The sequence below is a fragment of the Flavipsychrobacter stenotrophus genome, from assembly GCF_002954265.1.
GTDB classification, from domain to species: domain Bacteria; phylum Bacteroidota; class Bacteroidia; order Chitinophagales; family Chitinophagaceae; genus Flavipsychrobacter; species Flavipsychrobacter stenotrophus.
Window position 1 is genome coordinate 312810 of the sequence record NZ_PPSL01000003.1, and the last position, 24794, is coordinate 337603.

Consider the following 24794-nt stretch of genomic DNA (forward strand, 5'->3'; position numbering starts at 1 on the left):
GGGGGTAGAACATAGCCCTATGCCTTATGCTTTATCCAGTAAAAACTCTTCCATGTTGTCGGGCGAAATAACTGCGGTTTCTGTGCCGGGATAGTTGTCGGTGAATGTTTGGGGAAACTTTGCCTTGCTGTTTTTACCCCATTTGAACTCAAATGCCTTCATCTTTCCCCCTTCATGCTCTTCTATCAGATCTATTTCCTGCTGTTGAAAGGTGCGCCAGAAGTAGAGCTTTGTATCATTGTTGGTATAGCGCAGATACTTCATTCGCTCCGCAATGATATAGTTTTTCCACAAGGCACCCACATCAGTTCTGGAAGTTACCGGTGTAAAATCTTTGATGATGGCGTTACGGATGCCGCAATCATAGAAAAAGATCTTTTTACCTTTTTTAAGCTCATTGCGCACATTCCGGTTAAGAGCCGGCAAAACAAATATTACAAATGCTTTTTCCAGCAGGTCAACGTATTTTTCTACAGTTTGTTTATTGGCACCTACTATCTGTGCCAGTTCATTATAGTTAACCTCGTTACCAACCTGTAGTGCCAGAAGTTTTAAGAGTTTATCAAGCAATGCCGGTTTTTTTATTTGTTCCAGCATCAGCAGATCCTTATATAAATAACTATTAGCCAATAAATTTAGTAGCTCCTTTTCTTCACCTGCCTTTGTTACAATTTCAGGGTAGTAGCCATACACCAGGCGGTGTTCCAGCAATCTCTTTTCGTGCAGGTAGCCATGGTCGGCTACCATTTCACCGAAGCTTAACGGGTATAGCATAAACTCATATTTCCTCCCCGTAAGTGGTTCATTGACCTTGTTAGATAGCTCGAATGCAGATGAGCCTGTGGCAATTACTTGTACGTGTTTAAGTTGATCCGTAAATATTTTCAGGGTAAGTCCTATATTGCTGATGCGCTGTGCCTCATCAATAAAAAGTATCTCATTTTTCCCGACAAGCGTTTTTAATTTGGCGGCACTGGTATTAGAAAGGAGTTCTCTTACATCAGCATCGTCCCCATTCAGGTACATATATTCGTCGTTGCCAAGGGCATTTTCTATTAATGTGGATTTCCCGCACTGGCGCGGGCCGAAAAGAATAATTGCCTTGCCCTTGAAAAGTCGGTCTCTGATGCTTTTTTGTAACGTGCGATGTATCATAAAATGCCTCGGTTACTATCAAAATTATATAATTTTTCCGTTTCAATGTTAATTTTACATATAATTTTTCCGTTTCAACATCTTTTTTACATATAATTTTTCCGTTTCAGCGTCTTTTTTAATTGAAATGCCATTTTGTACCTGCCACATGGTTATTGGCGAATGACCCGACAATCAACTCACAAATTTTCAACTTATATTTGTGCCCTATGGCATCCTTACAGGAGCAGATCCAACAATACGAACAAGAGATAAAGGCAATAACTATTGCCAATGCCGCTGAGCTTGAAGATTTCCGTATTCGCTTTTTGGGAGCGAAGGGTATAGTAAAGCAGATATTCGGCGAAATGAAGAATGTGCCTGCCGACCAACGTAAAGAGGCCGGACAGTTGCTTAATTCTTTCAAAATACTGGCTGAAGAAACATTTGAGTCATTTAAAGGGCTGCAGGTAGATACTAAAGCAAAAGGTCCGGCAATTGATAATACATTGCCCGGTACTCCATTGCCTATAGGTACTCGCCACCCGCTGCGTGTAGTGGAGAATAAGATCGTTTCCATTTTTGAGCGAATAGGTTTTAGCGTAGCTACCGGCCCTGAGATCGAAGATGACTGGCACAATTTCACCTCGCTGAACATGCCTGAACATCACCCGGCAAGAGATATGCAGGACACCTTTTATGTATCTACCAATCCTGATTGGGTGTTACGAACGCATACTTCATCAACACAAGCACGCATACTTGAAACGGAACAGTTGCCTATAAGAGTGATATGTCCAGGCCGGGTATATCGCAATGAAACCATATCTGCCCGTGCACACTGCTTTTTCCATCAGTGCGAAGGGTTGTATGTAGATAAGAATGTATCGTTTGCTGATCTGAAGCAAACGCTTTACTACTTTGTAACAGAGATGTTTGGCGAAAATACCAAGGTTCGCTTCCGTCCATCTTACTTCCCGTTTACAGAGCCTAGTGCCGAAATGGACATTTCCTGCACTGTATGTGGTGGTAGCGGTTGCAACTTGTGCAAGCACACCGGTTGGGTAGAGATACTGGGCTGTGGTATGGTGCACCCTAATATGCTCCGCAACTTTGGTATAGACCCTGAGGTGTATACCGGCTTTGCTTTCGGTATGGGTGTAGAGCGCATTACACAGGTAAAATACCAGGTAAACGATCTGCGCATGTATTCGCAGAATGATGTGCGTTTCCTGCGGCAATTTCAGGCAATAACTTAATGATTAAGTCATCTTCATAAATTTGATGGGCAAGTTCAGCAGAGCTTGCCCATTTACATTACTATTAGTGTGTAAAGGAGATTAAGGCAAAAATTTGTTTTTATCCCTATCTTTAAACTTCAACAGTCGATCTTTTGCGTCAAAAACTACGGATATCCTATGCCGTAAAATCATACCCGGGTTCCTTTGCGTTACTACTACTAGTTGCGTTAGTGTCCGTATGCTTTCTAAGTGCTTGCGGAAGTAAGGGTAAGACCATTAGCGACATTGTATTCAGAGAACGGAAAAACAGGGAAATAGATCGCCACCCCAAAATACCTAAAGATGAGATCATTCAGCAGGCTTCAAGCAGCAGGTTGTATAGCGAACTGAGGGAGTATTACAAGAAATCACTCCTTGAGCTGAAAGTGGCTACAGACAGGGATTGTGCTAAACTGGTTGTTGTTGTACTCACCATTGAAACCGGGAAATATGCCACACCCGCCAGCACTTTTGGTATCCCGTTCATATTTATCACAACCGATAACATGGGTGTTGATTATTATGACCTCGCCAGGAAAATTGCAGAGAACGATGTAACTGAATTAACACAAACTACCGAGGATGGTGTGTGGTCTAAAAAGGGTGCCGTTTTTATTGCCGATCAACTGGATTCTATCATCAGTAAATACAATGATCAGCGCAGTACAAAGAAATTTCCCGATGCTAAAAAGCCTGCAACCTTCGGTGATTTGCAGCCTAACCAGGACGAAATGATGTATGACTATGGCGATGCCCCCTATCACCTGAAGGTAAATTCTCAGGGGTTGCGCATGGACCACGACCTGCAATTTCCTAAAAAGAAACAAACCATATTGATACTAGGTGATGCAGAGGTTTTTAGTCCGCTGCTGAACAATGAGGATATAGCGACGTCGATATTGCAGCGTAGGCATCCCGATAAAGAGATCATTAATGCAGGCGTGAATAATTATACAATGGACGATTACGCATCGCTCTACACTGAAAAGGCAAGATTTACCGAACCAGATATTGTAATTGTCTGCACAAATGGCGGCGACATTATAGAGCAATACTTCACCCAGCGCAACAAATATTCCCGTAGCAACAAGATCTACGAACCCAGCGACGCAGAGCTGCAATTCTATAATGAGTTTTACGGAAAGAGATAACATAAACACATTGATATGTCAGCAGATATTGAAGAACTGAAATACCCGATCGGTCGTTATACAAAACCTACCGGTGTTACACCTCACGACATTAAAGGATGGATAAGTGCGCTTAAGGCGCTACCCTTGTGGATGGATGCTTGTATAGAGAACCTTGATGTATACCAGCTGGAGACGCCGTACAGAGATGGCGGATGGACCATACAGCAGGTAGTACATCATGTGGCAGATAGCCACATGAATGCATACATAAGGCTGAAACTGGCACTTACCGAAGATGCCCCTACCATTACACCATACAAGGAAGAATTGTGGGCTGAAATGGTGGATACAAAAATAACTCCTGTCAACATTTCCGTTACCCTGCTTCATGCCGTACACAGGCGTATGATAGATATACTGGAGCACATGAAGGATGAGGATTGGGAGCGTACCTATTACCACCCGCAGTATCAGAAAACCTTTCCCGTGTGGGAAATGGCAGCCCTCTATGCATGGCATGGCAGGCACCACACCGAGCATATAAGGAGGTTAAGAGAAAGAATGGGTTGGGGGTATTAAAAGTAAAATCTTAAAACTAAAAAGATAAAACATGTCTTGTAAGTAACGGTAATGACATAGCTGGTTAGCTCTTAACCGTTTCGCTTATAAGGGAAAACAAGCACTAATTGCTATAATTGGAAATTGGTGCTTACTTTTAGCATACAAATCGTAGATCATGAGTTCTTATTCTATTTTTATTTTCGCACATAGCCTGTTGCGCTATTTTGTGATCATACTTACACTGGTCGTTGCTGTGCAAAGTGTTATGGGCATGCAGAAGAAGGGTGCATTCAAAGCCGGTAATAAAAAAACAGCGCTTTTTATGATGATAGCCTGCGACCTGCAATTGTTGGTCGGTTTGGCAGTATTCTATCTGGGTAATCATCTGCAGGCTATACAGCAAGGTGGTTTTATGAGCGATCACTCCAGTCGTTTTTATAACATGGAGCATCCGCTAAGCATGGTAATAGGTATTGTTTTGGTGCACCTGGCATATAGCACTGCGAAAAAGGCAATGGTCGATTCGACTAAGTTCAAACGTATGTTCTGGTTCTCATTTATTGCATTGGTATTGTTTGTAAAACAAACGCCATGGCCATCTTCTAAAGATGTTGGCAGACCATGGTTGCCTGGTGTGGCAATGACCACTACCTCTAGCCCTGCACATGCTTAGAAAGATACTGCAGCCCTTTTATACGCTTTACGTTATTGTCACGTTTGTGATCAGTATCCTTATTGCCTTACCTCTTATTGCCATCGTTAGCCTTGCCGATAATATGAAGGGGCGCAAGATCATTCACATGCTCATAAGAATGTGGAGCATAGTATGGCTATGGCTGATAGGCATGCCTGTAAAGGTAAAAGGTATGATACCCGAAGGCAGGCACATAATTGTAGCCAACCATATTTCTTACATGGATACGCTCATCATATTTCCGGCTATTTCATCCTACTTCAGGCCACTGGGCAAGAAGGAAATGAGTAAGGTGCCTGTGATTGGTTTTATCTATAAGCAGGTGGTGATACTTGTAGACCGCAGCAATGCGGTAAGCAGGGCGGTGAGTATGCGGCTTATGTGGCGTGTGCTGAGAAAAGAGGGCAATATTGTGATCTTTCCGGAAGGCACTTTTAATGAAACGGAAGATACTTTAAAGAGTTTTTATGACGGAGCCTTCAGGCTGGCCCTTAATACGCAGACAGATATTCTGCCGCTTATTCTACCCGATACTGTTGATCGCTGGCACTTCAGTGCATGGTGGAAGATATGGCCGGGTAAGAACAGAGCTGTTTTTTTAAAGCCGGTAAAAGTTGCCGGTATGAGGCAAGATCAGGTGGCCGAGTTGAAACAGGAGGTGTTCAGCAAGATGGAGGCTGAATTAGTGAAATATAAACAGGCGAAATAAGTTGTGGATGGGGGAATTTGAGTCATCAAAAAATGGAGTAGTGTGCGGAAAATGCTAAAAAATTTATGTAAAACCGCAAAAAATAACTATCATTGGCAGGATATATGGGGCTGGGGCGAAATAAATGCGTAAAAAATGAACAATTACAATTAAAAAAGCTGTTTTAATTATAAAAAATTGTGTGAAAGTTCTAATTTTATCGCTGCAACAATCCGTTACTTATAAAAATCATTAACCGAATAAATGGTCTATATGCAAAAGGGTGTATTTAAAAGTGCTTCAAAGCTGGCAATAGTATTGTTGGCTGCTTTAAGTTTTCAATCTTACGGGCAGGATATCGTAAAAATAAGGAACCAGAATTTCACTTCTTACTTTTCTAAGTCTCAGCACCTTCCTGTATTGGTGGTTTATACGCTTACCCCTGAATTATTCAATTGCAGCAAGCAAAAAGGTGAAAGCGGTATTACTCTTGGCACAGACCCTCAGCTTCCTGAATTCTCAGATCTTAAGGACGACTACAACAATACGCAGTTCGACCATGCGCAGATGATGGCTCCTGAAGAAAACACATGCGATAAAGATGCTTACAGAGAGAGTTATTATTTCACTAACGTAATGCCAATGCCTAAGAATCTCTACAAATCTCTGTGGGAGAAATTGCAGCAGAAAGAAATGGCAAAAGCTAAGAAATACAAAAAGGTAAAAGTATTCTCTGGTACAGTAGGCCGTAACTGGATAATTGGTGCAGATAATAACATCATTGTTCCTGAGTATTGCTGGAAGGTAATATACATACCTAGCACAGACGAATATCTTTGCTACACATTCCACAACATCGAGCCTTACTTCGATAAGGACAAGCTGGAGTTGCACAAAGTAGACATTAATACTATCGAATCTTTGGCCGGTGTACATTTCGTAAATGGTGTCATTTCTGCCAGCTATGTGTCACCTACTCCTAATAACTAAGATTGAAAACTAAATTATATCTGGAACCGCTGCAAGAAATGCAGCGGTTTTTTTATTGAAATTTTCAGGCGTACGGCGCATTGTGTGCAAACGGGTTGCGGGCAATATACTAAATGATAGGTGTAGCAGTTCAATAACTAGAGGGATATTATTATGCAGATAATAATTTTTTAGAATAAAAATACGTCAAGCTTAATAATCCGCATTTTGTTATTCGGTTGTTAATCTGCATATTTGCTGCCGGCTCAGAAACACTAAACAATACTATAATTACCTGAAAACTTATTCAATGGTAGTCTACGACGTCCTTTCTCGTTTCCCGTTACTTAAGAAAAGCTATACTTTTAAATTTCTCTCCGTCGCCTTTCTTGGTGTGCATGTGCCTTTGATAGGCATCTGCATTTATTTCGCTTTATCCGGCACCCGCGCTGATCCGTTTACTATCATTGTTTTTATTCTGGGCCTCACACTTGCGTCAACAGCCTTTACGCTTATAGTGCTCAATAAGTTATTAGATCCGCTAAAGCTGGGTAAAACATCTTTGGATATATACCTCAAAGAGAGAAGAATGCCCGAATTGCCTGTACACTATGAAGATGAAGCAGGTATATTACTGGCTAACATCAATAAAACGGTCGAAAAGTTGGATGGGTTGGTCATGGAAAAGACGGGGGTGATCGACCTGCTGTCGCATGACCTGAGAAGCCCTTTGGCACGTATCATAGGGTTGTCGCAGGTGCAGAAAATAGACCATAAAGCGGGGCCGGATACACTATATGCTGATGAGATAATAGGTGAATGTAATCATGCTCTTGCACTGCTTACAGATGTACTTAATCTGCTCAAGCATGAAGAGTTGGCGAACAGGAATATTCCTTTACAGAAAATGTTCGTGTACGAGATAATAAGTAGATCCATTGCCTCATTAGATGTTCAGTCGAAGACCAAAAATATAACCTGGAGGATAGAAATAGACCCTGCGCAACAAGCTGATCTGGAGCCCACCTTATTTACGCAGGCAATAAAGAACGTACTAACAAATGCTATCAAGTTTTCAATAGAGGGCGGTGCAATAACTATCCATTCTAAAGTATCGGGAACACTGCTGTATGTTGCGGTAGAAGATGAAGGTATAGGCTTTGATACAAAGGACAAAGACCTCATCTTTAACCGGTTTACCAAATCGGGCAGAACAGGTACTATGGGCGAGAGCTCTACAGGGCTGGGGCTTTATCTCAGCAAAAAGATTGCCCAACGTCATGGCGGAGAGCTGATAGCAGAAAGTGGCGGCACAGATCTTGGTGCCACCTTTACTTTTATACTACCTTATACTGATTAATTTTAGGCCAGGTCTATTTCGGTATTATCGCCAATATTCAGGCTTTGACTAAGGCCTCGCACATAGGCGTCACTGCCTATAATGCTGGAGTTAAGCACCACGTGATGCAACTCCGCAAACGAACCTATGATCGAGTCCTTTACAATTGAAGATTCTATCTTGGTGTTCTCGCCTATAGTTACATTGGGCCCGATAATTGAGTTTCTTATATCGCAGCCCTCAGCAATATTTACCGGGTGTATAACTACGGTGTTGTTGTAAGTTTCCAGTTTTCTTGTGCGTTGCTCATCTTCCATCTGTTTTAGCAGTATGGCGTTGGTGGAGAGTAAGGTCTCTTTCTTGCCGCAATCGAACCAGTTGTTGACCCTGAAGGCATGAAGTACTATGCCATCTTCCTGCATATGCTGCAGGGCGCTGGTAAGGTGGTATTCGCCATTCTCGTCTGCTGCGTCATTAAGGTGCCTGTTAAGGGCTTCATACATGGCGGCGGTTTCCTTAATATAGTAGATGCCTACCATTGCCATGTTAGACTTAGGGATCAGCGGCTTTTCCACCATGCGGATCACATTGTCCTTATCATTAAGCTCTGCAACACCAAAGCGGCGTGGGTCGTCAACTTTGCGAACACCTATCTGTGAAACAGGGCTATTCAATACTTCCTTTACGTTGTAGTCACATACAGTATCACCCAACACTATCATTACTTCATCGTCACCAACAGCATCTCGGGTGAGCCATATGGCATGCCCGGTACCTCTGCGGTCGTTTTGTGTAACAAATGTATGTTTAAGGTGGGGGTATCTTTTATCTATATAGCGCTGTATCTTCTCGCCAAGGTAGCCGATAACAAATACAAATTCGGTAACACCGGCGTCTATCAACTGGTCTACAATGACACCGAGAATAGTTTTGCCGGCAATAGGGATGAGCGCTTTAGGCTGTGTATATGTTAGTGGGCGTAATTTAGTGCCCGCACCTGCAACAGGAATGATTGCTTTCACAAATCTGGTTTGAGCGGTGAAATTACGATTAAATACCGTAACCTTACAGTAACGAAAAGTGAAAAAGTTGAGTTTCAGGCGGTTACTACTTAGTTACATTGTCTTTCACCATTGCTCCGTATACTTCGTCAAAAGGCTCCCACAATTCTATCTTATTTCTTTCAGGGTCCATGATGTGCGCAAATTTGCCATACTCGTATACCTGCATCTCACCTATCTGTTCTATACCCTCTTTTTTTAGTTCAGCAAGTAGCCACTTCAGGTTTTCAACACGCAGGTTCATCATAAAGTCTTTTGCAGAAGGAGCAAAGTGGGTGGTATCATTGGCAAAAGTACTCCATACAGAATAACCTCTTTTCTCAGGGTTATCTACATGCCGCCACTCGAATGATGTGCCGTACTGGTCCGTGTTAAAACCCAGGTGTTTTTTGTGCCATGCCCGTACACTTTCCGGATTATCACATTTTATGAAGATGCCACCAATGCCGGTAACTCGTTTAGGTGAAGACATAGCCGTATTGTATTGGAGATAAAAGGTCTGTTATAGACTTAAAACAACAAAAGCCCCGGAGATCATCCGGGACATTTGCGATATTAAAGATTGTATTTATTTACTTAGAACGTAGCAGCGAATGCAAGCAGTTTTGTGTGCAGGGCAACGCGGTTAAGTGTAAGGTCTGGCTTAAGCGCCCAGATCTCACCGTATAATGTTTGTTGAGTCTGAATGGTGGTCATATAAGAGGCAGCAATAGTTGCATTAGCGGCACCGGCAATGTTAGACTTGGTAATGCCGAGTTCAGCTAGCATCATATTGTGGATTTCTGTCCAGGTAGTTTGTGCCTGTGTCATGTTTCCTGCGCCAATATAAGTATCCATCAGATTTACTTTAGCAGTAAAATCAGCAACAGTAACTGTTGTTTGGGCAAAAACCTTCTGAGTTGGGATTGCACAGGTGGCTGTGAGCAAGCAGCATACAAATAAAATACGTTTCATCACCTAATTTTTTATAAAGTTATACAATTATACGAAAAAAAATTGTTATTCACTATCTAAGACAGCAGCACCCCCCCTATATAGTTGGGTAGAATACTTTAAAGATGGAGAAATAATTAATTTTCCGAGCCCTAAAGATGACCATTTTTCATCTACAGACCTAATTGTAGCCTCATCTGCCGCTATTATGTTGGGCCATGGCCTATCGAAATTATCCAACGCTTTGGTCTTTCGGGTGCCATCAAGCCCAAGTATATTGTTATTTGCGCCCCCGAAGAAGTGATCGCGACGAGGGTCCAGGTTGTTGCAGAAGCGCCACAGCACATCGGTAACATCATCGGCGCTTACCATTTGCTCTACATATAATATCATTTTAATGCCTTCAACTCCATTCATTTTGCATATGGCATCGTGCACCGCTCTTACATGACCCGGGCGGTCTTTCTTTATAGACACGAAAAGTATAGGCAGGTCGTACTTGCGGGCGAGGTTGTCATTCAGGCTGGCTAACTCTGGCAAAGCGGCAAGAATTGCCTCCTTTGAAAATGCGGTGTTTAGCTTAAATGGAACCAAAGGTTCCGTCATTTCCTCTTCCCATTTCTTAGTGCCATCTATGCACATTTTACCGCCAAAGCCTAGTTTAGAGCAGCTATGGTCAAGCACATCCATCGGCCCCTGGCTGAAGTAAACATCAGTGACCGGGTTGAGGTTGTTGAACACATATTGTGCCAGCGGCAGGTAATCGTCAATTTTTACCTTACCATCTGCCAGCACCAGTATTTTGTTGAACATCATCTGTCCCGCACCCCACATGGCATTCATTACTTTTTGGCCCTGTCCTGCATACTCTTTATTGATAGTGGCAATAACCAGGTTGTGAAACACCCCTTCTACCGGCATATTCATATCGGTGATCTCAGGCACCATGGTCATTTTGATCGGGGCCAGGAATATACGCTCAGTTGCCTTGCCTATCCATGCATCTTCCTGTGGAGGTATACCTACTATAGTGGCAGGATATACTGCACCTTTGCGGTGGGTGATAGCAGTAACATGGAAGCGGGGATACCAATCGGGTAAGGAGTAATAGCCCGTATGGTCACCAAACGGCCCTTCCCATATCAGTTCTTCGTCTGTATCTACATAGCCCTCTATAATAAAGTCGGCATCAGCAGGCACTTCTATATCGGGTTGGGTAATGCACTTTACCAACTCTACCTTTTTCTTACGAAGGAATCCAGCCAGCATATACTCATCCACATTTTCCGGTAATGGGGCTGTTGCTGCGTAGGTATATACCGGATCTCCACCCAGTGCCACCGCTACAGGCATGCGCTTACCCAGTTTTTTATATTCGTTATAATGGCGGGCCGATACTTTGTGTTTGTGCCAGTGCATGCCCGTCATGTTCTTTTCAAACACCTGCATACGGTACATACCTATATTGCGGATGCCATTATTAGGGTCTTTGGTGTGAATAGCCGGTAGGGTAATGAACGGACCACCATCTTCGGGCCAGCATTTGAGTATAGGTATTTTACTCAGATCTGGGTCGGCCATGATCACTTCCTGGCAGGCACCCTTTCCTTTTACTACTTTTGGCATCCATGAGGCAAATTTGCCCAGCTGCGGCAGCATGGCCAGCTTCTCTAGTATGCCATTCTTTGGTGCCGACATCATTTTGAACAGGTCTTCGATCTCATGCATTGAATCATCAAGGTGATTCACCCCTAAGGCTATACACATGCGCTTTTCGCTACCCATGCTATTAATGAGCAAAGGGAACTCAGTGCCCGTATTTTCAAATAATAATGCTTTATTTCTATCAGGTGTTTTAGATATGCGGTCGGTTATTTCCGCTATGTCCAACTCAGGATTTACATACTCCTTGATCCTTATCAATTCACCTGCCTTTTCCAGTGTATCTATGAACTCCCTTAATGATTTGTAAGCCATGGCACAAAGGTAATAAGATAAAGCCTGTAGCAATATCCACCCTTATTGTAGTTTGAAGTGCCGCTATAAGGAAAAGCAATAAAGAAGCACTTACAAACAAAATATCCCGCAAGCAAACGCGTGCGGGATGAGATTTTTACTTTTCACTTTTAAGTTTTTACTTACTATGGTACTTCTACCACATTCAATATATCGTTCAATATCTGTTCGCTGGTGATATTCTCTGCTTCTGCCTCATAGGTAAGGCCTATACGGTGGCGCATTACATCGTGGCATACTGCACGTACATCCTCAGGTATTACGTAGCCACGACGTTTGATAAAGGCATAAGCCTTAGATGCCAGGGCCAGGTTGATACTGGCGCGTGGTGAACCACCATAGCTGATGTATGGTTTCAGCTTGGCCAGTTTATACTCTTCTGGAAAGCGGGTAGCAAAAACGATATCCAGTATGTATTGTTCTATCTTTTCGTCCATGTACACCTCACGCACCAGTTTGCGGGCTTTCAGTATATCATCGGTAGTAACCACAGGGTTTATCTTAGACATACCACCCGGGTTTATGTTGGAACGGATGATCATGCGCTCCTCTTCCTTTTTAGGATAGGTGATGATGATCTTCAGCATAAATCGGTCTACCTGCGCTTCTGGTAGTTCGTAAGTTCCTTCCTGCTCTATAGGGTTCTGCGTAGCTAATACAAGGAAGGGTTCTGCCAATGGGTAAGTATGGTCGCCTATGGTTACCTGCCGCTCCTGCATGGCTTCCAGCAGTGCGCTCTGCACTTTTGCCGGGGCACGGTTTATCTCATCGGCAAGAATGAAGTTGGAGAAAATAGGCCCCTTACGCACAGCAAAAACATGTTCCTGTGGATTGTACACCATTGTTCCCAAAACGTCGGCAGGCAGCAGGTCTGGCGTAAACTGGATACGCGCAAAACCGGCATGTATGGCAGATGCCAGCGACTTGATAGCCAGTGTTTTTGCAAGTCCCGGCACCCCTTCAAGCAATACATGGCCATTGGCCAGCAAGCCTATCATCAGGCGCTCTACCATTGTCTTCTGGCCTACAACAGCCTTGTTGAGCTCCATATTGAGCAACTCAATAAATGCACTCTGCTGGTGTATGCGTTCGTTTAACTCTCTGATGTCTACTGAAGATGATATATCCATAGTATTCTTTAAAATTCTGAACTCAAAAATATAAAACGGCTATTTTATTAAAAACCGTCGGTAGAGAATTTAACTTTTTTTAAAAAACCATGCCTCTGCCTGCACAAAAGCAATAATAGGGTATTAAACAGTAATTTTGCCCTTTACCCGAAATATATGTAGTTGCAACCGCTCCGCGGTACTAAAAACAAAAATCAATGGAAAGTTTTGATATTAGGTGGATAAATACACAAATGATGCTGAGAGAGAGGTTTGGGAAACTGCCTGACCTTGAAAGCATTCTGTTCCTTATTGGTCTTAATGTATTGAATGCCCCGCTGGAGACAAAATTCAGCAAGGAGCAGAAGCAGGATCTGATGCACATAGCAGTATGCACACTGCTGGCTCAGATAGGATATTACGAAGATGCCGGAAGGGACGAAGAGGGCTGGCCGCACTTTCACGAGATAAAGCGCCCCGATGATATGGGTGGCCTGCCGGAGCAGGAAATAGTATTGAAAGAGTGCATAATGATGTACTTCGATAAAGTAGAAAAATAAAAAAATCCCGGATGATCAATGATCTCCCGGGATTTTTTATTGAGTTGAATACTCATTTATCTTATCAGCGTTACATCGCCTTTATATTCTCTTAGTTTGCCATCGGCCCGGCCAATAACTATCATGTAGTGGAATATGCCCATGTCTTGTGCAACACCGTTAAATGTGCCATCCCAGCCCTTCTTAGGGTCTGTGTCGTTATGGTACACCAGTTCACCCCAACGGTTATAAACATTGAACATAACCAGTTTGTGGTAGCGTACATTGATGATCCTGAAGATGTCATTCAGTCCATCACCGTTTGGAGTAAAGGCAGATGGCACAAACTCTACATTGCCATCAATGGTCTGTAGTGTCACGCTTGCAGAATCACGGCAACCCCACTCATTCATAGCGTATACTACAAACGTTACAGAGTCTGTTATTACAGCTATAGGGTTGTTGATGTTGGGGTTGTCCAATGTGCCATCATTTGGTGTCCACCAGTAAATGAGTGGATATGAAGTGAGGTTTACCGCATCAAGCTGTATATGCTCGCCATAGCCTACTATGCCACTACCGGGAGTGATACCAATGTGTGCCGGCGGACGTGGAGACAAAGTAACCATGTCGGTGCTCACACAACCGTTGGGGGACGTTATGGTTATGGTATAAGGATAGTCACCGACAATATCTGAAACAAACGTAGGTGTCAATGTGGTTTCGTTGATAAGGTAGGTAGTTGGTGTCCATGAGAGTGTGTATGGCTGTCCCGGAGGGCCTGCAACAACATCCAGCTTTATGGAGTCTCCCACGCAGAATGCGGTGTCTTTTGTACGAATGTCTACATTAGGGCTTTCTACTGTGAGGTTCACAGTATGAACCATGTCAGGGCAACCGGGATAGCTTGCTGTTACGGTGAAAACAGTTGATGCAGATATGGTTGCAATAGGGTTAATAATGTTAGCGTTGTTCACAAACCCGTTAGGTTCCCAATGATAACTGAACTCAGTATCGCCGTTGACCCTCATAGGAATTATGCCATTGAAGCAGATAACACTATCGGGATTAAGCAGCGCGAAATCATTAGGCAGTACGTGAACGATCAAAGTGCCTGGGGCTGTACAGCCGGCAGAAACTTCTGTAACCGTTAGGCTGTAGTTTAGGTCTCCAGCTACAGTTGGTGTGACAATAGGATTGGCGGTAGTGGCACCGGTCATGTAGGTAGTCGGGTTCCAGTTGTATGAAAAACTTCCCGTAGCCGGTCCTCCCCCTATGTCAAAAACAGATGCGTGTAATATCAGTGGAACGCCCACGCATGTATTCTGTATTGTAGGGCCTACATCAACGATAAACGGATGAATAACTGTTACTCTCATAGAATCAGAAGCTGACGGACAACCTGCTCCGGTAAGAATGCCGGTCAACACGTAGGTGGTAGTATTAGTTGGCATTACGTCAACCTGCAACGTGTCGAAAGCCGTTGTGCCCAGTGGTGTCCAGGAATAAGTAAGTGATGTATCTCCCTGTCCAGTTATGTGCACACTTTGCCCCTCGCAGATAGTTGTGTCGGGGTTTACAATATGCACGTAAAAACCGTCGTAGATGTTCATTACGGCGCTGTCAATGATCACCGGGCCTGCAGCACCGCAAGTGTAAGGAGACAAGATATACAATTTGATTGTCCTTATACCGGTTGCTGGAGTAACTACCAATGGGTTGATAAAGAGCGTAGCAGATGTGCCACCGGCAGGGATAACAACACTATCGGCTATGGTGGAATAATCGACACCATTAACGGCAGTACCACCAATAGCGTAATGAATGCTGAAGTTTCCTGCCATTGGGTTGGAGATGTTGAACACAAACTGGCCCGGAAGACAACCTCTTATACAGTATTGGCCACCGGTTGTAGTATCGGCAGAATTCATACCAACAGGGTGTACGTTGATCCCGGTAGAGGTAAGGCTACCCGCCTCAATAAATACACCTGAGTCGTAGATGTGGTCGGTGCCATCTGCAATGCCAATTTTAAGGTGATAAGTATCGCATGGCGTTACGCTGGCAATTGCCTGTAGCGTGGTAGTTAATCCATAATAAGTAATAGTAGTACCTGCCGTATTGTTTACATAATAAGGACAGTAAGGCGCTCCCGGCCCAACCAGAGAGGTACATATTGCACCGGTAGAGCAGTTTACGCTATTGATACATACAGGAATAGTAGTGCCTGGCACCAATGCGATATTAGTTGGAGAAGCAAAACCAGGGCCTGAGATGAAAAACCCAAACACATCATTGAAGCTGGAGCACGTATAACCATTATACTCTTCAGATCCGAAAACGTAGTTGAACTTTACCGTATCACCTGCCGGACGAAAATCGAATTCCAGTATACAGCGGTCGAACGTAGGTTGACCTGCGAGCGCGGTCAGTTGCGGGTCTCCACCTGCACCCGTGTTAGTTGATGCAAAAAGAGATTGGGGGCCATTCGAGCCGGGTGTGCCTGGGGCGGTAAGCACTCTGCCGGAACTAAGTACAATGCCACTATCAAAGCTTAGTGTAGAAGGTCCCACAAAGGTGCCATTGGCAACTGTAGGGCAGGTAAGTGTTGGCGCTATTATAATAACGCCCGTTCCCACTAATTTATTAGCGAGTGCGGCGGCTGTAACCGACGGAGTGATAACCAATTGCGCAGATGATGCCAGGGGTTTTAACACTGCCGTTGATATCATCAATGCAAAAAGAAGGTATATTTTCCTCATGATATTTTATTTATTACTGTTGAGTGTAAGGGACGAACCAGTAAAATAGTAACAATTATTTAAATAATAAAATATTCCACATGATTTAGGGGCGTTTTTTTAAAAAAATGCCGCTATTTATTGCTTTAGGTTAATAAAAATACTCAAATCCACATAATTGCCCTTTAACAAAACATTAGATGTTTGCTGTGTGAACTAGCCCGTTTTTTGCATCTGTAGTTAAAAATACATTCATGAAACACATTACTATCTATGCCGTATTAGCTACGGTGTTATGTTCGCAGGGGTTTACTTATGCCCAGACTAATCAAAAGTTGAACCTGGAGAAAGCCACGGTATTTATAAGAGGTGCTGAACTGATCAGCACTGCCAAAGTAACTTTTTCCAAGGGCGAGAATGAATTCCTCTTTACCAATGTGGCGGGTGATGTGAACAATGAGAGCATAGTAGTCAATGCAACAAACGGAACAGTGGTAGAAGGGGTGACTTTTCAGAATAACTATACTGCTACAGATAATGTATCGCCAAGGGTAAAGGAGCTGAAAGACAGCATAGAGTTGATGAATAACCGCAGGCAACCGGTAAGTAACAAAATCACCACGCTCACTGAACAGATAAGCATTCTGCAGAGCAACCGCAAGGTGGCCGGTGAAAACACAGGCTTATCTGTAGCCGAACTGCAAAAGATGCTTGACCTTGTAGGCAATAAAATGGAAGGTTACCTGAACCAGAAAAACAAGGAGGACGACAACCTGAAGAAAATAGATGAGCGCATTGCTGTTCTGAAAAAGCAATTGACCGAAGAGCAGGCAAAGGGCTACCAGCCGGGCGGACAACTCTTGATCAAGTTTTATGCTAAAGAGAATACCACCAGCAATATTACCATTACATACATAGTGCCTAATGCTGGTTGGACACCAACATATGATATATGGGCCGATGATGCTAAAGGCCCTGTAAAGCTTTACTATAAGGCCAACATTTACCAGAACAGTGGCGTAAAGTGGAACAATGTCAACCTTACACTGTCTACGGGTAATCCGCAGGAGGGTATGCAGGCACCGGTGCTGAGCCCATGGTATGTATCTTTTTACGTGCCAAGGCCTGTAAATATGTATAACCGCACCAACATGGCAACGGCACCAATGGCCGCTTATAACAAGTCGGCTTCGGACGAAACAGGTTCAGCTGGTGCGATGCAGGAGCAGTCATCAATGAACGAGTATGTGAGCGTGAACAGTGAAGGCATCAACACTACATTCGACATTGATCTGCCTTACACCATACCTAGCGATGGACAGCAGCACCTGGTAGCAATTAAGAAGTACGAAACCCCTGCTACTTATGAGTATTATGCAGCGCCAAAAGCCGACAAGGATGCATTCCTGCTGGCTAAGATCACTAACTGGCAAGACCTGAATTTGCTGCCCGGTGAAACCAATATTTTCTATGAAGGTACTTACGTAGGTAAGAGCTATATAGATACCCGCAATACTACCGATACCATTAGCCTGTCATTAGGCAGAGATAAGAAGATAGTGGTAAGAAGGGAGCGTGATAAAAAGCTGCGCAGCGTGAAGACAATTGGTAGCAATGTAAGAGAAGAATTTGCTTACAACATTATTGTACGGAACACACGCAAAGAAGCGGTAACCATAGTGCTGCAAGACCAGATGCCTGTGAGCAATGACAAGGACCTGGTAGTTGAAGACAAAGAAACAGCAGGTGCCGACTACAACGAAACTACAGGTATGCTGAAGTGGCCGGTAACCCTTAAAGCCAATGAAACAAAGACAATCAGGTTTGGTTATACCCTGAAGTATCCAAAGGGCAAGACGATCCAGTAATTTTTCTTTAACAAAATATATTTTAACGGGAACTCGTGTTGGGTTCCCGTTTTTACGTCTATACATAAAAGCGATTTTATGTACCGGATAACTATTAACCTGCTCATTGCCATTGTGTTGTGTACAAGTGGCGTAGTGTATGCCCAAACTAGTCAGAAGCTGACAGTGGAGCGTGCTACAGTATTTATTAAGGGTGCCGAAATGGTAAGCACCGCTAAAGTAACATTACAGAAAGGGGAGAATGAAGTAGTGTTCAGTAATGTAGCTGCCAATGCCAATAACCAGAGTATTGTGGTGAATGCCACCAATGGTGTATCGGTGCAGTCGCTTACTTTTCAGAACAGTTATACACCTACCGCAACTGCATCGCCAAGAATCAAAGAAATGGAAGACAGCATTGCGGCAATTGCAAAGAAGAAGATACCAATAGGCAATAAGATAGCAGTCCTGGATCAGCAACTGACCATGCTGCAGAACAGTGGTAAAACCGATGATGAGAAGCCCGGTCCGGCAGTAGCGGAGCTAAGGCTGATGCTGGATCTTGTGAACGAAAAAATGGAAGGGTTGTTTAACCAGAAAAGTAAGGCTGAGCTGGAGTTGGCTGCCATTGATGCACGGATAGCCGGTTGGCAAAAGCAAATAGCAGAAGAGCAGCAGAAAGCTTATCTGCCGGGTGGGCAGATAGCAGTAAAGCTGTATTCCAGAGACGCTACATTAAGTAATATTACCATCACCTATATTGTACCCAATGCAGGCTGGTCGCCCACTTACGACATATTGGTAGATGACGTGAAGAGCCCTGTGAAGTTTTACTACAAGGCCAATATATTTCAGAACAGTGGCATAAAGTGGAACAATGTAAAACTCACATTGTCTACCGGTAATCCGCAGGAGGGTGTACAGGCACCAACGTTAACACCTATATACCTTGCATTCTATGTGCCGCCGGTTACTTATGCAAGTAACAACACTGTAGTAACTGAATACAAGAGGCCGCTGGTTGACAAGTACAAACAATCGAGTATGATGACATCGGCAGAGATAAAGAACAGTCCTACAACGCAAACCAATGATATGGCTGGTTTGTCTCCGGGAGTATACCAGCAGAGAAGAGGTGCAGGACTAAACGCTGATGGTAGTAGAAGTAGCGGCAACCTGTATGTGATCGATGGTGCGCAGCTACAAAATTCCTCAATGAGCCAATACGTGAATGTGGACAACGAAGGAGTGAACACCACATTTGATATAGAGCTGCCTTATACCATACCTAGTGATGGACAGCAACACCTGGTATCTGTAAAGCGGTATGAAGCACCTGCAACTTATGAGTACTACGCAGCACCGAAAGCAGACAAAGACGCATTCCTTATGGCTAAGATCACCGACTGGCAGGACCTTAACCTGTTGCCCGGACAGACCAACATATTCTATGAAGGTACTTACATAGGTCAGGGCTCTATTGATACCCGAAACATAAAAGACACCATGAGCATATCGCTGGGCAGAGATAAGAAGATAGTGATCAAAAGAGACCGCGATAAGAAACTACATAGTGTAAAGACAATAGGCACTAATGCGAGGGAAGAATTTGCCTACAACATTACCGTACGCAATACCCGTAAAGAATCAATAACCATACTACTGCAAGACCAGATACCCGTAAGCAATGACAAGGACATAGTAATTGATGATGTGCAGTTGAGTAAGGCAGAGCAGGACGAAGCAACAGGTATACTCAGCTGGCCGGTTACACTTAAAGGCAATGAAACAAAAATTATTAAGTTTGGCTATACCGTTAAGTATCCTAAAGGGAATACGATACAGTAGGTTGTAATGCAATAACAATTATTTTTCTTTGGGGTTGAATAAGGAGCACATGCCTTGTTCAGCCCTTTTTTGTTTTTGTAAATTGCCTGCATTGTGAACAAGACTAACTTGATGTAGCATATTCTGTTGATTAAATTACTTGAATAATAAGTGATGTAGATATTATATTTACACAAATCACAAATTATGGCGCGGTTAAAAATAGGTGAGGGTAAGATCAGTGGGTACATATCTATCTTCCTTAGCCTGCTTGGGTTGTGTGGCGTTATTTGTTTCAAATACCCCGAATGGCTCACTACTCCTGAATTTAGAGAAGTATATACCGGTGAGAGTATGAAGATACTGATGACGTCTGTGATCATTGCCTCTTTCTTTTTCGGCCTGCTGAGCTTCGTTTTAAGCAAGCAGAAGAAGTACGCACTCATAGGGGTGGTTATTGCTGCGGCAAGTATTGTTATCGGTGGCTTTGATGTGCAGGGTAGGGCGGTGAACAAAACAAGCTGGCACCTGGGTGTTGACTGGCTGTTGCTGGATCTGCTGCTGATGGCGGTGATCTTTGTACCTATAGAATTGGCGCTACCCAAGAATAAAGAGCAGAGCAAATTTCATGAAGAGTGGCGAACTGACCTTGTGTACTTTGTGATCAGTCATCTGTTCATTCAGTTCTTTGGTGCTATCACTCAAAAGCCGGCCACGCTGCTTTTCGGCAGAATGGGGCTTACTGCATTGCATGAATGGGTGCAGTCGTTGCCATATGTAGTGGAGCTCCTGTTTGCCTTCTTAATCGCTGATCTTTTCCAGTACTGGACACATCGTTTTTTTCATAGCCATGCCTATTTATGGCGGTTCCATTCTGTGCATCATTCAACAGTGAACATGGACTGGCTGGCAGGATCACGCACACATTTTGTAGACATATTCGTTACCCGCTCTATGGCATTCATTCCGCTGTATGTGTTTGGTTTTTCTGCCATCACATTCAATACCTATATTGCTTTTATGGCTATTCATGCCGTGTTGATACATGCTAATACGCGCATTAATTTCGGTGTGCTGAAGTACATTATTGCCACGCCTCAATATCATCACTGGCATCATTGCGAAGACCCGGAGCACTACGGCAAGAATTTCGCAACTATCTTTCCTTTTCTCGATAAGCTATTCGGTACGTATTATCTGCCGGGTAAGGAATGGCCCGCCGGCACAGGGTTACACGAGGCTAATTTCCCTAAGGGCTACCTGAAGCAAATGGTATACCCATTTACCAAGAGCCCATTTGATGACAACCTGAATATGGAGGAGCGGACAAAGCGATAAAAGGCGGTTTTGAAAAGTGGCAGTTTTTCACAAAAGTGGCAGTTCTGCTTATGTTGATTTGGCTGTATTTGTTTGTGGGTAAGGTTTTCAAAGCATTTTAACAAACTGCTACTTTCTGCCACTTATTGCCACATGCTGCTACTTTTTCTGCCACTTTTTTTCATCAAAAATAGTTTTTTAAGATGGTCATTGCGAGGCACGAAGTAATCTCGCATCGGGCGGCTTGCACAAATTTCGTAATCTTTACAGGTAACAAAACGAATACGTCCCGTGCGAATGTCGTGGTTCGGCGCGGCTCACCATGACATTCGGGGCTGGGTTATGATAGAGTCTATATGTCAAAGAGCACGCCGTCCTTCGGCAAGCTCAGGATGACAGATTATAAATCGAGTGCAAATTAATATAGGAAAATGAGTTTAGAAAATAAAGATATTCACAAAATTTGCGAAAAAATCGGCTGAAATACGCTGTGGGAAAGGGTTTGAAGGTGGTTATTTTCTGTGGATATGTTTTTTGATGGGTTTTTAAACGGGCGTTACAAACGCCCAGCCATAGCATCCGCGTTACAAACGCGGACGAGTGAGTAAACAGAGGTGGGGGGCTTTAGTTTTTATTCATCAGATCATAGATCGCGCTGAGGTCTCTCAGGTTGAGCTGGCGGGCAGTATCTTGCATATAGTGGCGCTTAAATGCGCGGATAGCAGCTGTGCTGTCGTGGACGTCGTAGCCTATTATGCGGAACGCCATAAGGTAGTTGAAGTCTGCGGGAGTATTTGCAAGCGTATCATTATACCACTGCCCGAAACCGTTTTGTGCTAAGGTCTTCCACGGGAACAGGATACTCGGGTCTGTCTTGCGGGTGGGGGCTATGTCGCCATGGCCTATAAAGTTGGCGGTGGGTATATTGTAGATCTGTTTTAGTTGGCGGAGCAAGGCAAGCAGGCTGGCTACCTGTGCATCGCTAAATGGTTCTGTGCCATTGTTATCAAGCTCTATACCTATAGAACATGAATTGAGGTCGGTAACATTACCTCATTTGCCGAGCCCGGCATGGTGTGCCCGCAAGTAATCATTGAGCATATGGTAGACAGTGCCATCTCTGCCAATAAGGTAGTGTGCACTCACTTCGGTGCGTTGCAGCGTAAAGGTTTTCAGCGTTTTCTCGGCACTCTCCTGCGCAGTGTGGTGTATGACTACAAAGTTAGGCTTGCGCATAGTGAAGTTGGTAGTGCCAACAAAGTCTTCGGGTGCTTTTATGGTATCATTTGCTGTTACGCCGGGCTTTTCTTTCAGCCGAGCAGCATAAGTTCCCGCCTGCTGCCTGTAGATCTTATTAGTAGAATGATAGGGTGGCCGGTTGCATGCGGTAACTACCATGCAGATAGCAATACAGGCGAAGTAGGTTAGGTAGCGCATGCTTAGACTTTTACTGTGATAAAGCTAGATGTTTGGAGTGGGAAAAAGAAGAAGTGTATCCTAATATTTGATAGCGAAAAAGAAGAGTAAGCATGTTTTGTTTCGGAAACGAGACGCTTCCGATAGATAGGACGAAGCGAGACGCTTCGACCAGTGGGTTATGTTGTCGGAAACCGCCAACAGGCACGTGGTCGCCAATAGATATCAAAATCTTTTTTCTCAGCATTAATTTTTATTAACTTGAGTGTTTAAATCAAAGCTATGAATAACTCTAGGGGGTTACTGTATCCAGCATTGCATAAATTCTATAATGCGCTAAGCAGTTTAGAAAAGTTTGAAAAAGGCACAAATTTTTTCGATAATATATCCTACTTCGATAATTTTTTCTCAGAATACAGGAATGTCACATTTGTGTTGCAGAAGTCCTTATCACATACGGAGTTTAAAGCTACTTATGAAAATTTTCGCGATGAATATCTGGTTAATAACGTTTGTAGATGGCTTATTGACAAGCGAAATGAAGTGCTTAAACAGCAGCCATTTGATTTAGAAAAACGAATTGTTATCACTATTTACTCCGAGCAAGATCCCGTTTCACTTCCTGAGTTAATTTTTACTATTGATAATGATGTAGAATATTCGACAATTATAGAGTCGCTCAGAAAAACATTTATCGACACTAAGCAGCTTGAAGTCATGTTTTCGGCAGAATTTTCATTTTATGAAAACGGGCACATCGAAGACTTATACGATAACCTTATTTCTGGGATTAATCACATGGACAGCTTTCTGAAGGCTATGAGAGAGGTTTTAAATGAGGACTGCGAACTATCCAACGAATTAGCAAAGAAAATAGAGCAACTGAATTTTTCTCGAGTACCCAAAAACATGCTTTTTATAGATGATTATGTTTTTTATTGTAAGAAAAATCGCTTTGAAAGGGCTTCCAGAGTTGAATTGCGTGTAGATTCAGATAAAACAAAAAGTCCGATTGAGAATTTTAATAAGCTGTATCCTGAAGGTGACTTATATGATAAGTTCGAACTGATGCATTTAGTAATTTTCCAGATGCAAAAAAATTATTACCCACCTGCTTAGTAGTATTCGGTGATAACACATTTCAATTGCTAACCTTCGGAGGGTCAATAAAAACAACGACTTATAGAAAGATTCACGAAGTCGCTAAACAAGTTGAAGCCGATGGTGTTGTTCAAATTATTTTCGCTACTGAAATGTATGTCTATGATACAGATGATATCATAGGCATGGATAGCCGAGAGCGAATACAACATGCTCAGACGGAATTTCTGTCATTTTTTATGGTAGACAAAAAATTAACTACGAAGACCAGAAGTTTCGATACCAAAAGAATAAATGATTTTGAGTATATAAGATCAGTAATGATTGAAAAGCCAGGGAAGAGTGTACAGCCCAATTTTATGAAACCTGTAATACAGGAATTTGCTAGAATACTACTAAAATCAACTGGAAAAACAGAGGAATAACTCATTTTGGAGGCAAATCTCCCGACATTTTCTCTGATTCAGCGCTCTTTCAGCTTTGTTCGGGCTTGCGCAAGCGTTTCGCTTTATCTATTTAATTAGCAACATCATCGTAGATAATAGCCGAGAAGTCACCCTCTTATTCACTGTCCTCCACTTATTTTTTGTTCTCGGAAGAAAGATGGCACTGCACCCCACACAAAAAAGCCTCCTTACAAGGAGGCTTTTTCATTAACTAGCGCAGAGATCACTGCTTACTTATCTTAATTTCCTTTATAACGTAGTTATTATTGTCTTTTTGCTTGACCAGCAGGTAGAGGGTATAACGCCCTGAGTTGCTGGAGAAGGTGGCTATCATAGAGCGCGATGTGGGGCTGGGTGTGCCGGAGTCCATTACGTTGAAGTCGCGGACGGGGTTCTTATCAAAAAAGTCTTTTACTACCAGTCCTGCCTGGTTGCGGCTGTAGTTCGATGCATTATTATTGATAGAAACGGGTACGAAATTGTCGAAATAGCGGGTTACGTCTTCTATTTTGTTGTTGCGGAACAGGTATACGATCTCCTCCAGCGGAGATTTAACATTCTGCGCAGGCGCTGTATTGAACATTAAGATACAGCTAATAGTAAATAGTAACGTTTTAAATATTTTATTCATTGGGATTGTGCA

21 protein-coding genes and 1 pseudogene are annotated in these 24794 nt (G+C 43.2%); 13 read left to right on the forward strand and 9 right to left on the reverse strand.

What is annotated here, in order from left to right; translation table 11 throughout:
• Positions 1-24: 24 nt before the first annotated feature.
• Entirely contained in the window at positions 25-1155 is a 1131-nt protein-coding gene (locus CJD36_RS11325) for an ATP-binding protein (RefSeq protein ID WP_105039287.1), read from the reverse strand.
• A gap of 209 nt (positions 1156-1364) precedes the next feature.
• Here CJD36_RS11325 and pheS point away from each other — a divergent pair, with 209 nt between their 5' ends.
• The 7 genes from pheS to CJD36_RS11360 all read left to right on the forward strand — a co-directional run bounded on the left by pheS (position 1365) and on the right by CJD36_RS11360 (position 7819).
• Complete coding sequence (pheS, locus tag CJD36_RS11330; protein WP_105039288.1) at positions 1365-2393, forward strand: phenylalanine--tRNA ligase subunit alpha; 1029 nt, start codon at positions 1365-1367, stop codon at positions 2391-2393.
• 134 nt (positions 2394-2527) lie between these two features.
• On the forward strand, positions 2528-3565 hold the full coding sequence (locus CJD36_RS11335; protein ID WP_133162605.1) for a hypothetical protein: 1038 nt from the start codon (positions 2528-2530) through the stop codon (positions 3563-3565).
• Positions 3566-3580: 15 nt separating this feature from the next.
• A complete protein-coding gene (locus tag CJD36_RS11340; RefSeq protein WP_205685600.1) occupies positions 3581-4126 on the forward strand; it encodes a YfiT family bacillithiol transferase in 546 nt (181 codons plus the stop codon).
• 157 nt (positions 4127-4283) lie between these two features.
• Entirely contained in the window at positions 4284-4781 is a 498-nt protein-coding gene (locus tag CJD36_RS11345; protein WP_105039290.1) for a hypothetical protein, read from the forward strand.
• Positions 4774-5511 carry a lysophospholipid acyltransferase family protein gene (locus CJD36_RS11350; protein WP_105039291.1) on the forward strand — a complete coding sequence of 246 codons (738 nt, stop codon included), beginning with the start codon at positions 4774-4776 and terminating at the stop codon, positions 5509-5511. The genes CJD36_RS11345 and CJD36_RS11350 overlap by 8 nt, the downstream gene beginning before the upstream one ends.
• 252 nt (positions 5512-5763) lie before the next feature.
• Entirely contained in the window at positions 5764-6480 is a 717-nt protein-coding gene (locus tag CJD36_RS11355; RefSeq protein WP_161499285.1) for a DNA/RNA non-specific endonuclease, read from the forward strand.
• 289 nt (positions 6481-6769) lie between these two features.
• The gene (locus CJD36_RS11360; protein WP_105039293.1) at positions 6770-7819 is read left to right on the forward strand and encodes a sensor histidine kinase; all 1050 of its coding nucleotides are present in this window, start codon (positions 6770-6772) and stop codon (positions 7817-7819) included.
• Between the two features lie 2 nt (positions 7820-7821).
• Here the strand turns inward: CJD36_RS11360 and CJD36_RS11365 are convergent, their stop codons facing one another.
• From CJD36_RS11365 to CJD36_RS11385, 5 genes are all read right to left on the reverse strand, one after another.
• Entirely contained in the window at positions 7822-8820 is a 999-nt protein-coding gene (locus tag CJD36_RS11365) for a sugar phosphate nucleotidyltransferase (protein WP_105039294.1), read from the reverse strand.
• Positions 8821-8905: 85 nt separating this feature from the next.
• Complete coding sequence (locus tag CJD36_RS23705; RefSeq protein WP_105039295.1) at positions 8906-9331, reverse strand: VOC family protein; 426 nt, start codon at positions 9329-9331, stop codon at positions 8906-8908.
• A gap of 104 nt (positions 9332-9435) precedes the next feature.
• The gene (locus CJD36_RS11375) at positions 9436-9813 is read right to left on the reverse strand and encodes a hypothetical protein (RefSeq protein ID WP_105039296.1); all 378 of its coding nucleotides are present in this window, start codon (positions 9811-9813) and stop codon (positions 9436-9438) included.
• A 45-nt stretch (positions 9814-9858) separates the two neighbouring features.
• Entirely contained in the window at positions 9859-11769 is a 1911-nt protein-coding gene (locus tag CJD36_RS11380; protein WP_105039297.1) for a menaquinone biosynthesis decarboxylase, read from the reverse strand.
• A gap of 164 nt (positions 11770-11933) precedes the next feature.
• A complete protein-coding gene (locus tag CJD36_RS11385) occupies positions 11934-12938 on the reverse strand; it encodes an AAA family ATPase (RefSeq protein ID WP_105039298.1) in 1005 nt (334 codons plus the stop codon).
• A gap of 197 nt (positions 12939-13135) precedes the next feature.
• Here CJD36_RS11385 and CJD36_RS11390 point away from each other — a divergent pair, with 197 nt between their 5' ends.
• Entirely contained in the window at positions 13136-13477 is a 342-nt protein-coding gene (locus tag CJD36_RS11390; RefSeq protein ID WP_105039299.1) for a hypothetical protein, read from the forward strand.
• 56 nt (positions 13478-13533) lie between these two features.
• Here the strand turns inward: CJD36_RS11390 and CJD36_RS11395 are convergent, their stop codons facing one another.
• Positions 13534-16218 carry a choice-of-anchor L domain-containing protein gene (locus tag CJD36_RS11395; protein ID WP_105039300.1) on the reverse strand — a complete coding sequence of 895 codons (2685 nt, stop codon included), beginning with the start codon at positions 16216-16218 and terminating at the stop codon, positions 13534-13536.
• Positions 16219-16451: 233 nt separating this feature from the next.
• Between CJD36_RS11395 and CJD36_RS11400 the strand changes: the two genes are divergently transcribed.
• The 3 genes from CJD36_RS11400 to CJD36_RS11410 all read left to right on the forward strand — a co-directional run bounded on the left by CJD36_RS11400 (position 16452) and on the right by CJD36_RS11410 (position 21209).
• Complete coding sequence (locus tag CJD36_RS11400) at positions 16452-18065, forward strand: DUF4139 domain-containing protein (protein WP_105039301.1); 1614 nt, start codon at positions 16452-16454, stop codon at positions 18063-18065.
• A 78-nt stretch (positions 18066-18143) separates the two neighbouring features.
• Positions 18144-19892 (forward strand): DUF4139 domain-containing protein, encoded by a 1749-nt coding sequence (locus CJD36_RS11405; protein ID WP_105039302.1) that lies wholly within the window; start codon positions 18144-18146, stop codon positions 19890-19892.
• A gap of 186 nt (positions 19893-20078) precedes the next feature.
• Positions 20079-21209 (forward strand): sterol desaturase family protein, encoded by a 1131-nt coding sequence (locus tag CJD36_RS11410; protein WP_105039303.1) that lies wholly within the window; start codon positions 20079-20081, stop codon positions 21207-21209.
• A gap of 603 nt (positions 21210-21812) precedes the next feature.
• On the opposite strand, the pseudogene CJD36_RS11415 reads toward CJD36_RS11410, so the two are convergent.
• A pseudogene (locus CJD36_RS11415) lies at positions 21813-22625 on the reverse strand (N-acetylmuramoyl-L-alanine amidase).
• 261 nt (positions 22626-22886) lie between these two features.
• On the opposite strand from CJD36_RS11415, the gene CJD36_RS11420 reads away from it, so the two are divergent.
• Both CJD36_RS11420 and CJD36_RS11425 read left to right on the forward strand, forming a co-directional pair.
• Positions 22887-23723, forward strand: a complete 837-nt coding sequence (locus CJD36_RS11420; protein WP_105039304.1) for a hypothetical protein — start codon at positions 22887-22889, stop codon at positions 23721-23723.
• A 26-nt stretch (positions 23724-23749) separates the two neighbouring features.
• Positions 23750-24130, forward strand: coding sequence for a hypothetical protein (locus CJD36_RS11425; RefSeq protein WP_105039305.1), 381 nt, complete (start codon positions 23750-23752; stop codon positions 24128-24130).
• A gap of 244 nt (positions 24131-24374) precedes the next feature.
• Here the strand turns inward: CJD36_RS11425 and CJD36_RS11430 are convergent, their stop codons facing one another.
• The gene (locus tag CJD36_RS11430; RefSeq protein WP_161499286.1) at positions 24375-24782 is read right to left on the reverse strand and encodes a DUF4783 domain-containing protein; all 408 of its coding nucleotides are present in this window, start codon (positions 24780-24782) and stop codon (positions 24375-24377) included.
• Positions 24783-24794 lie beyond the last annotated feature (12 nt).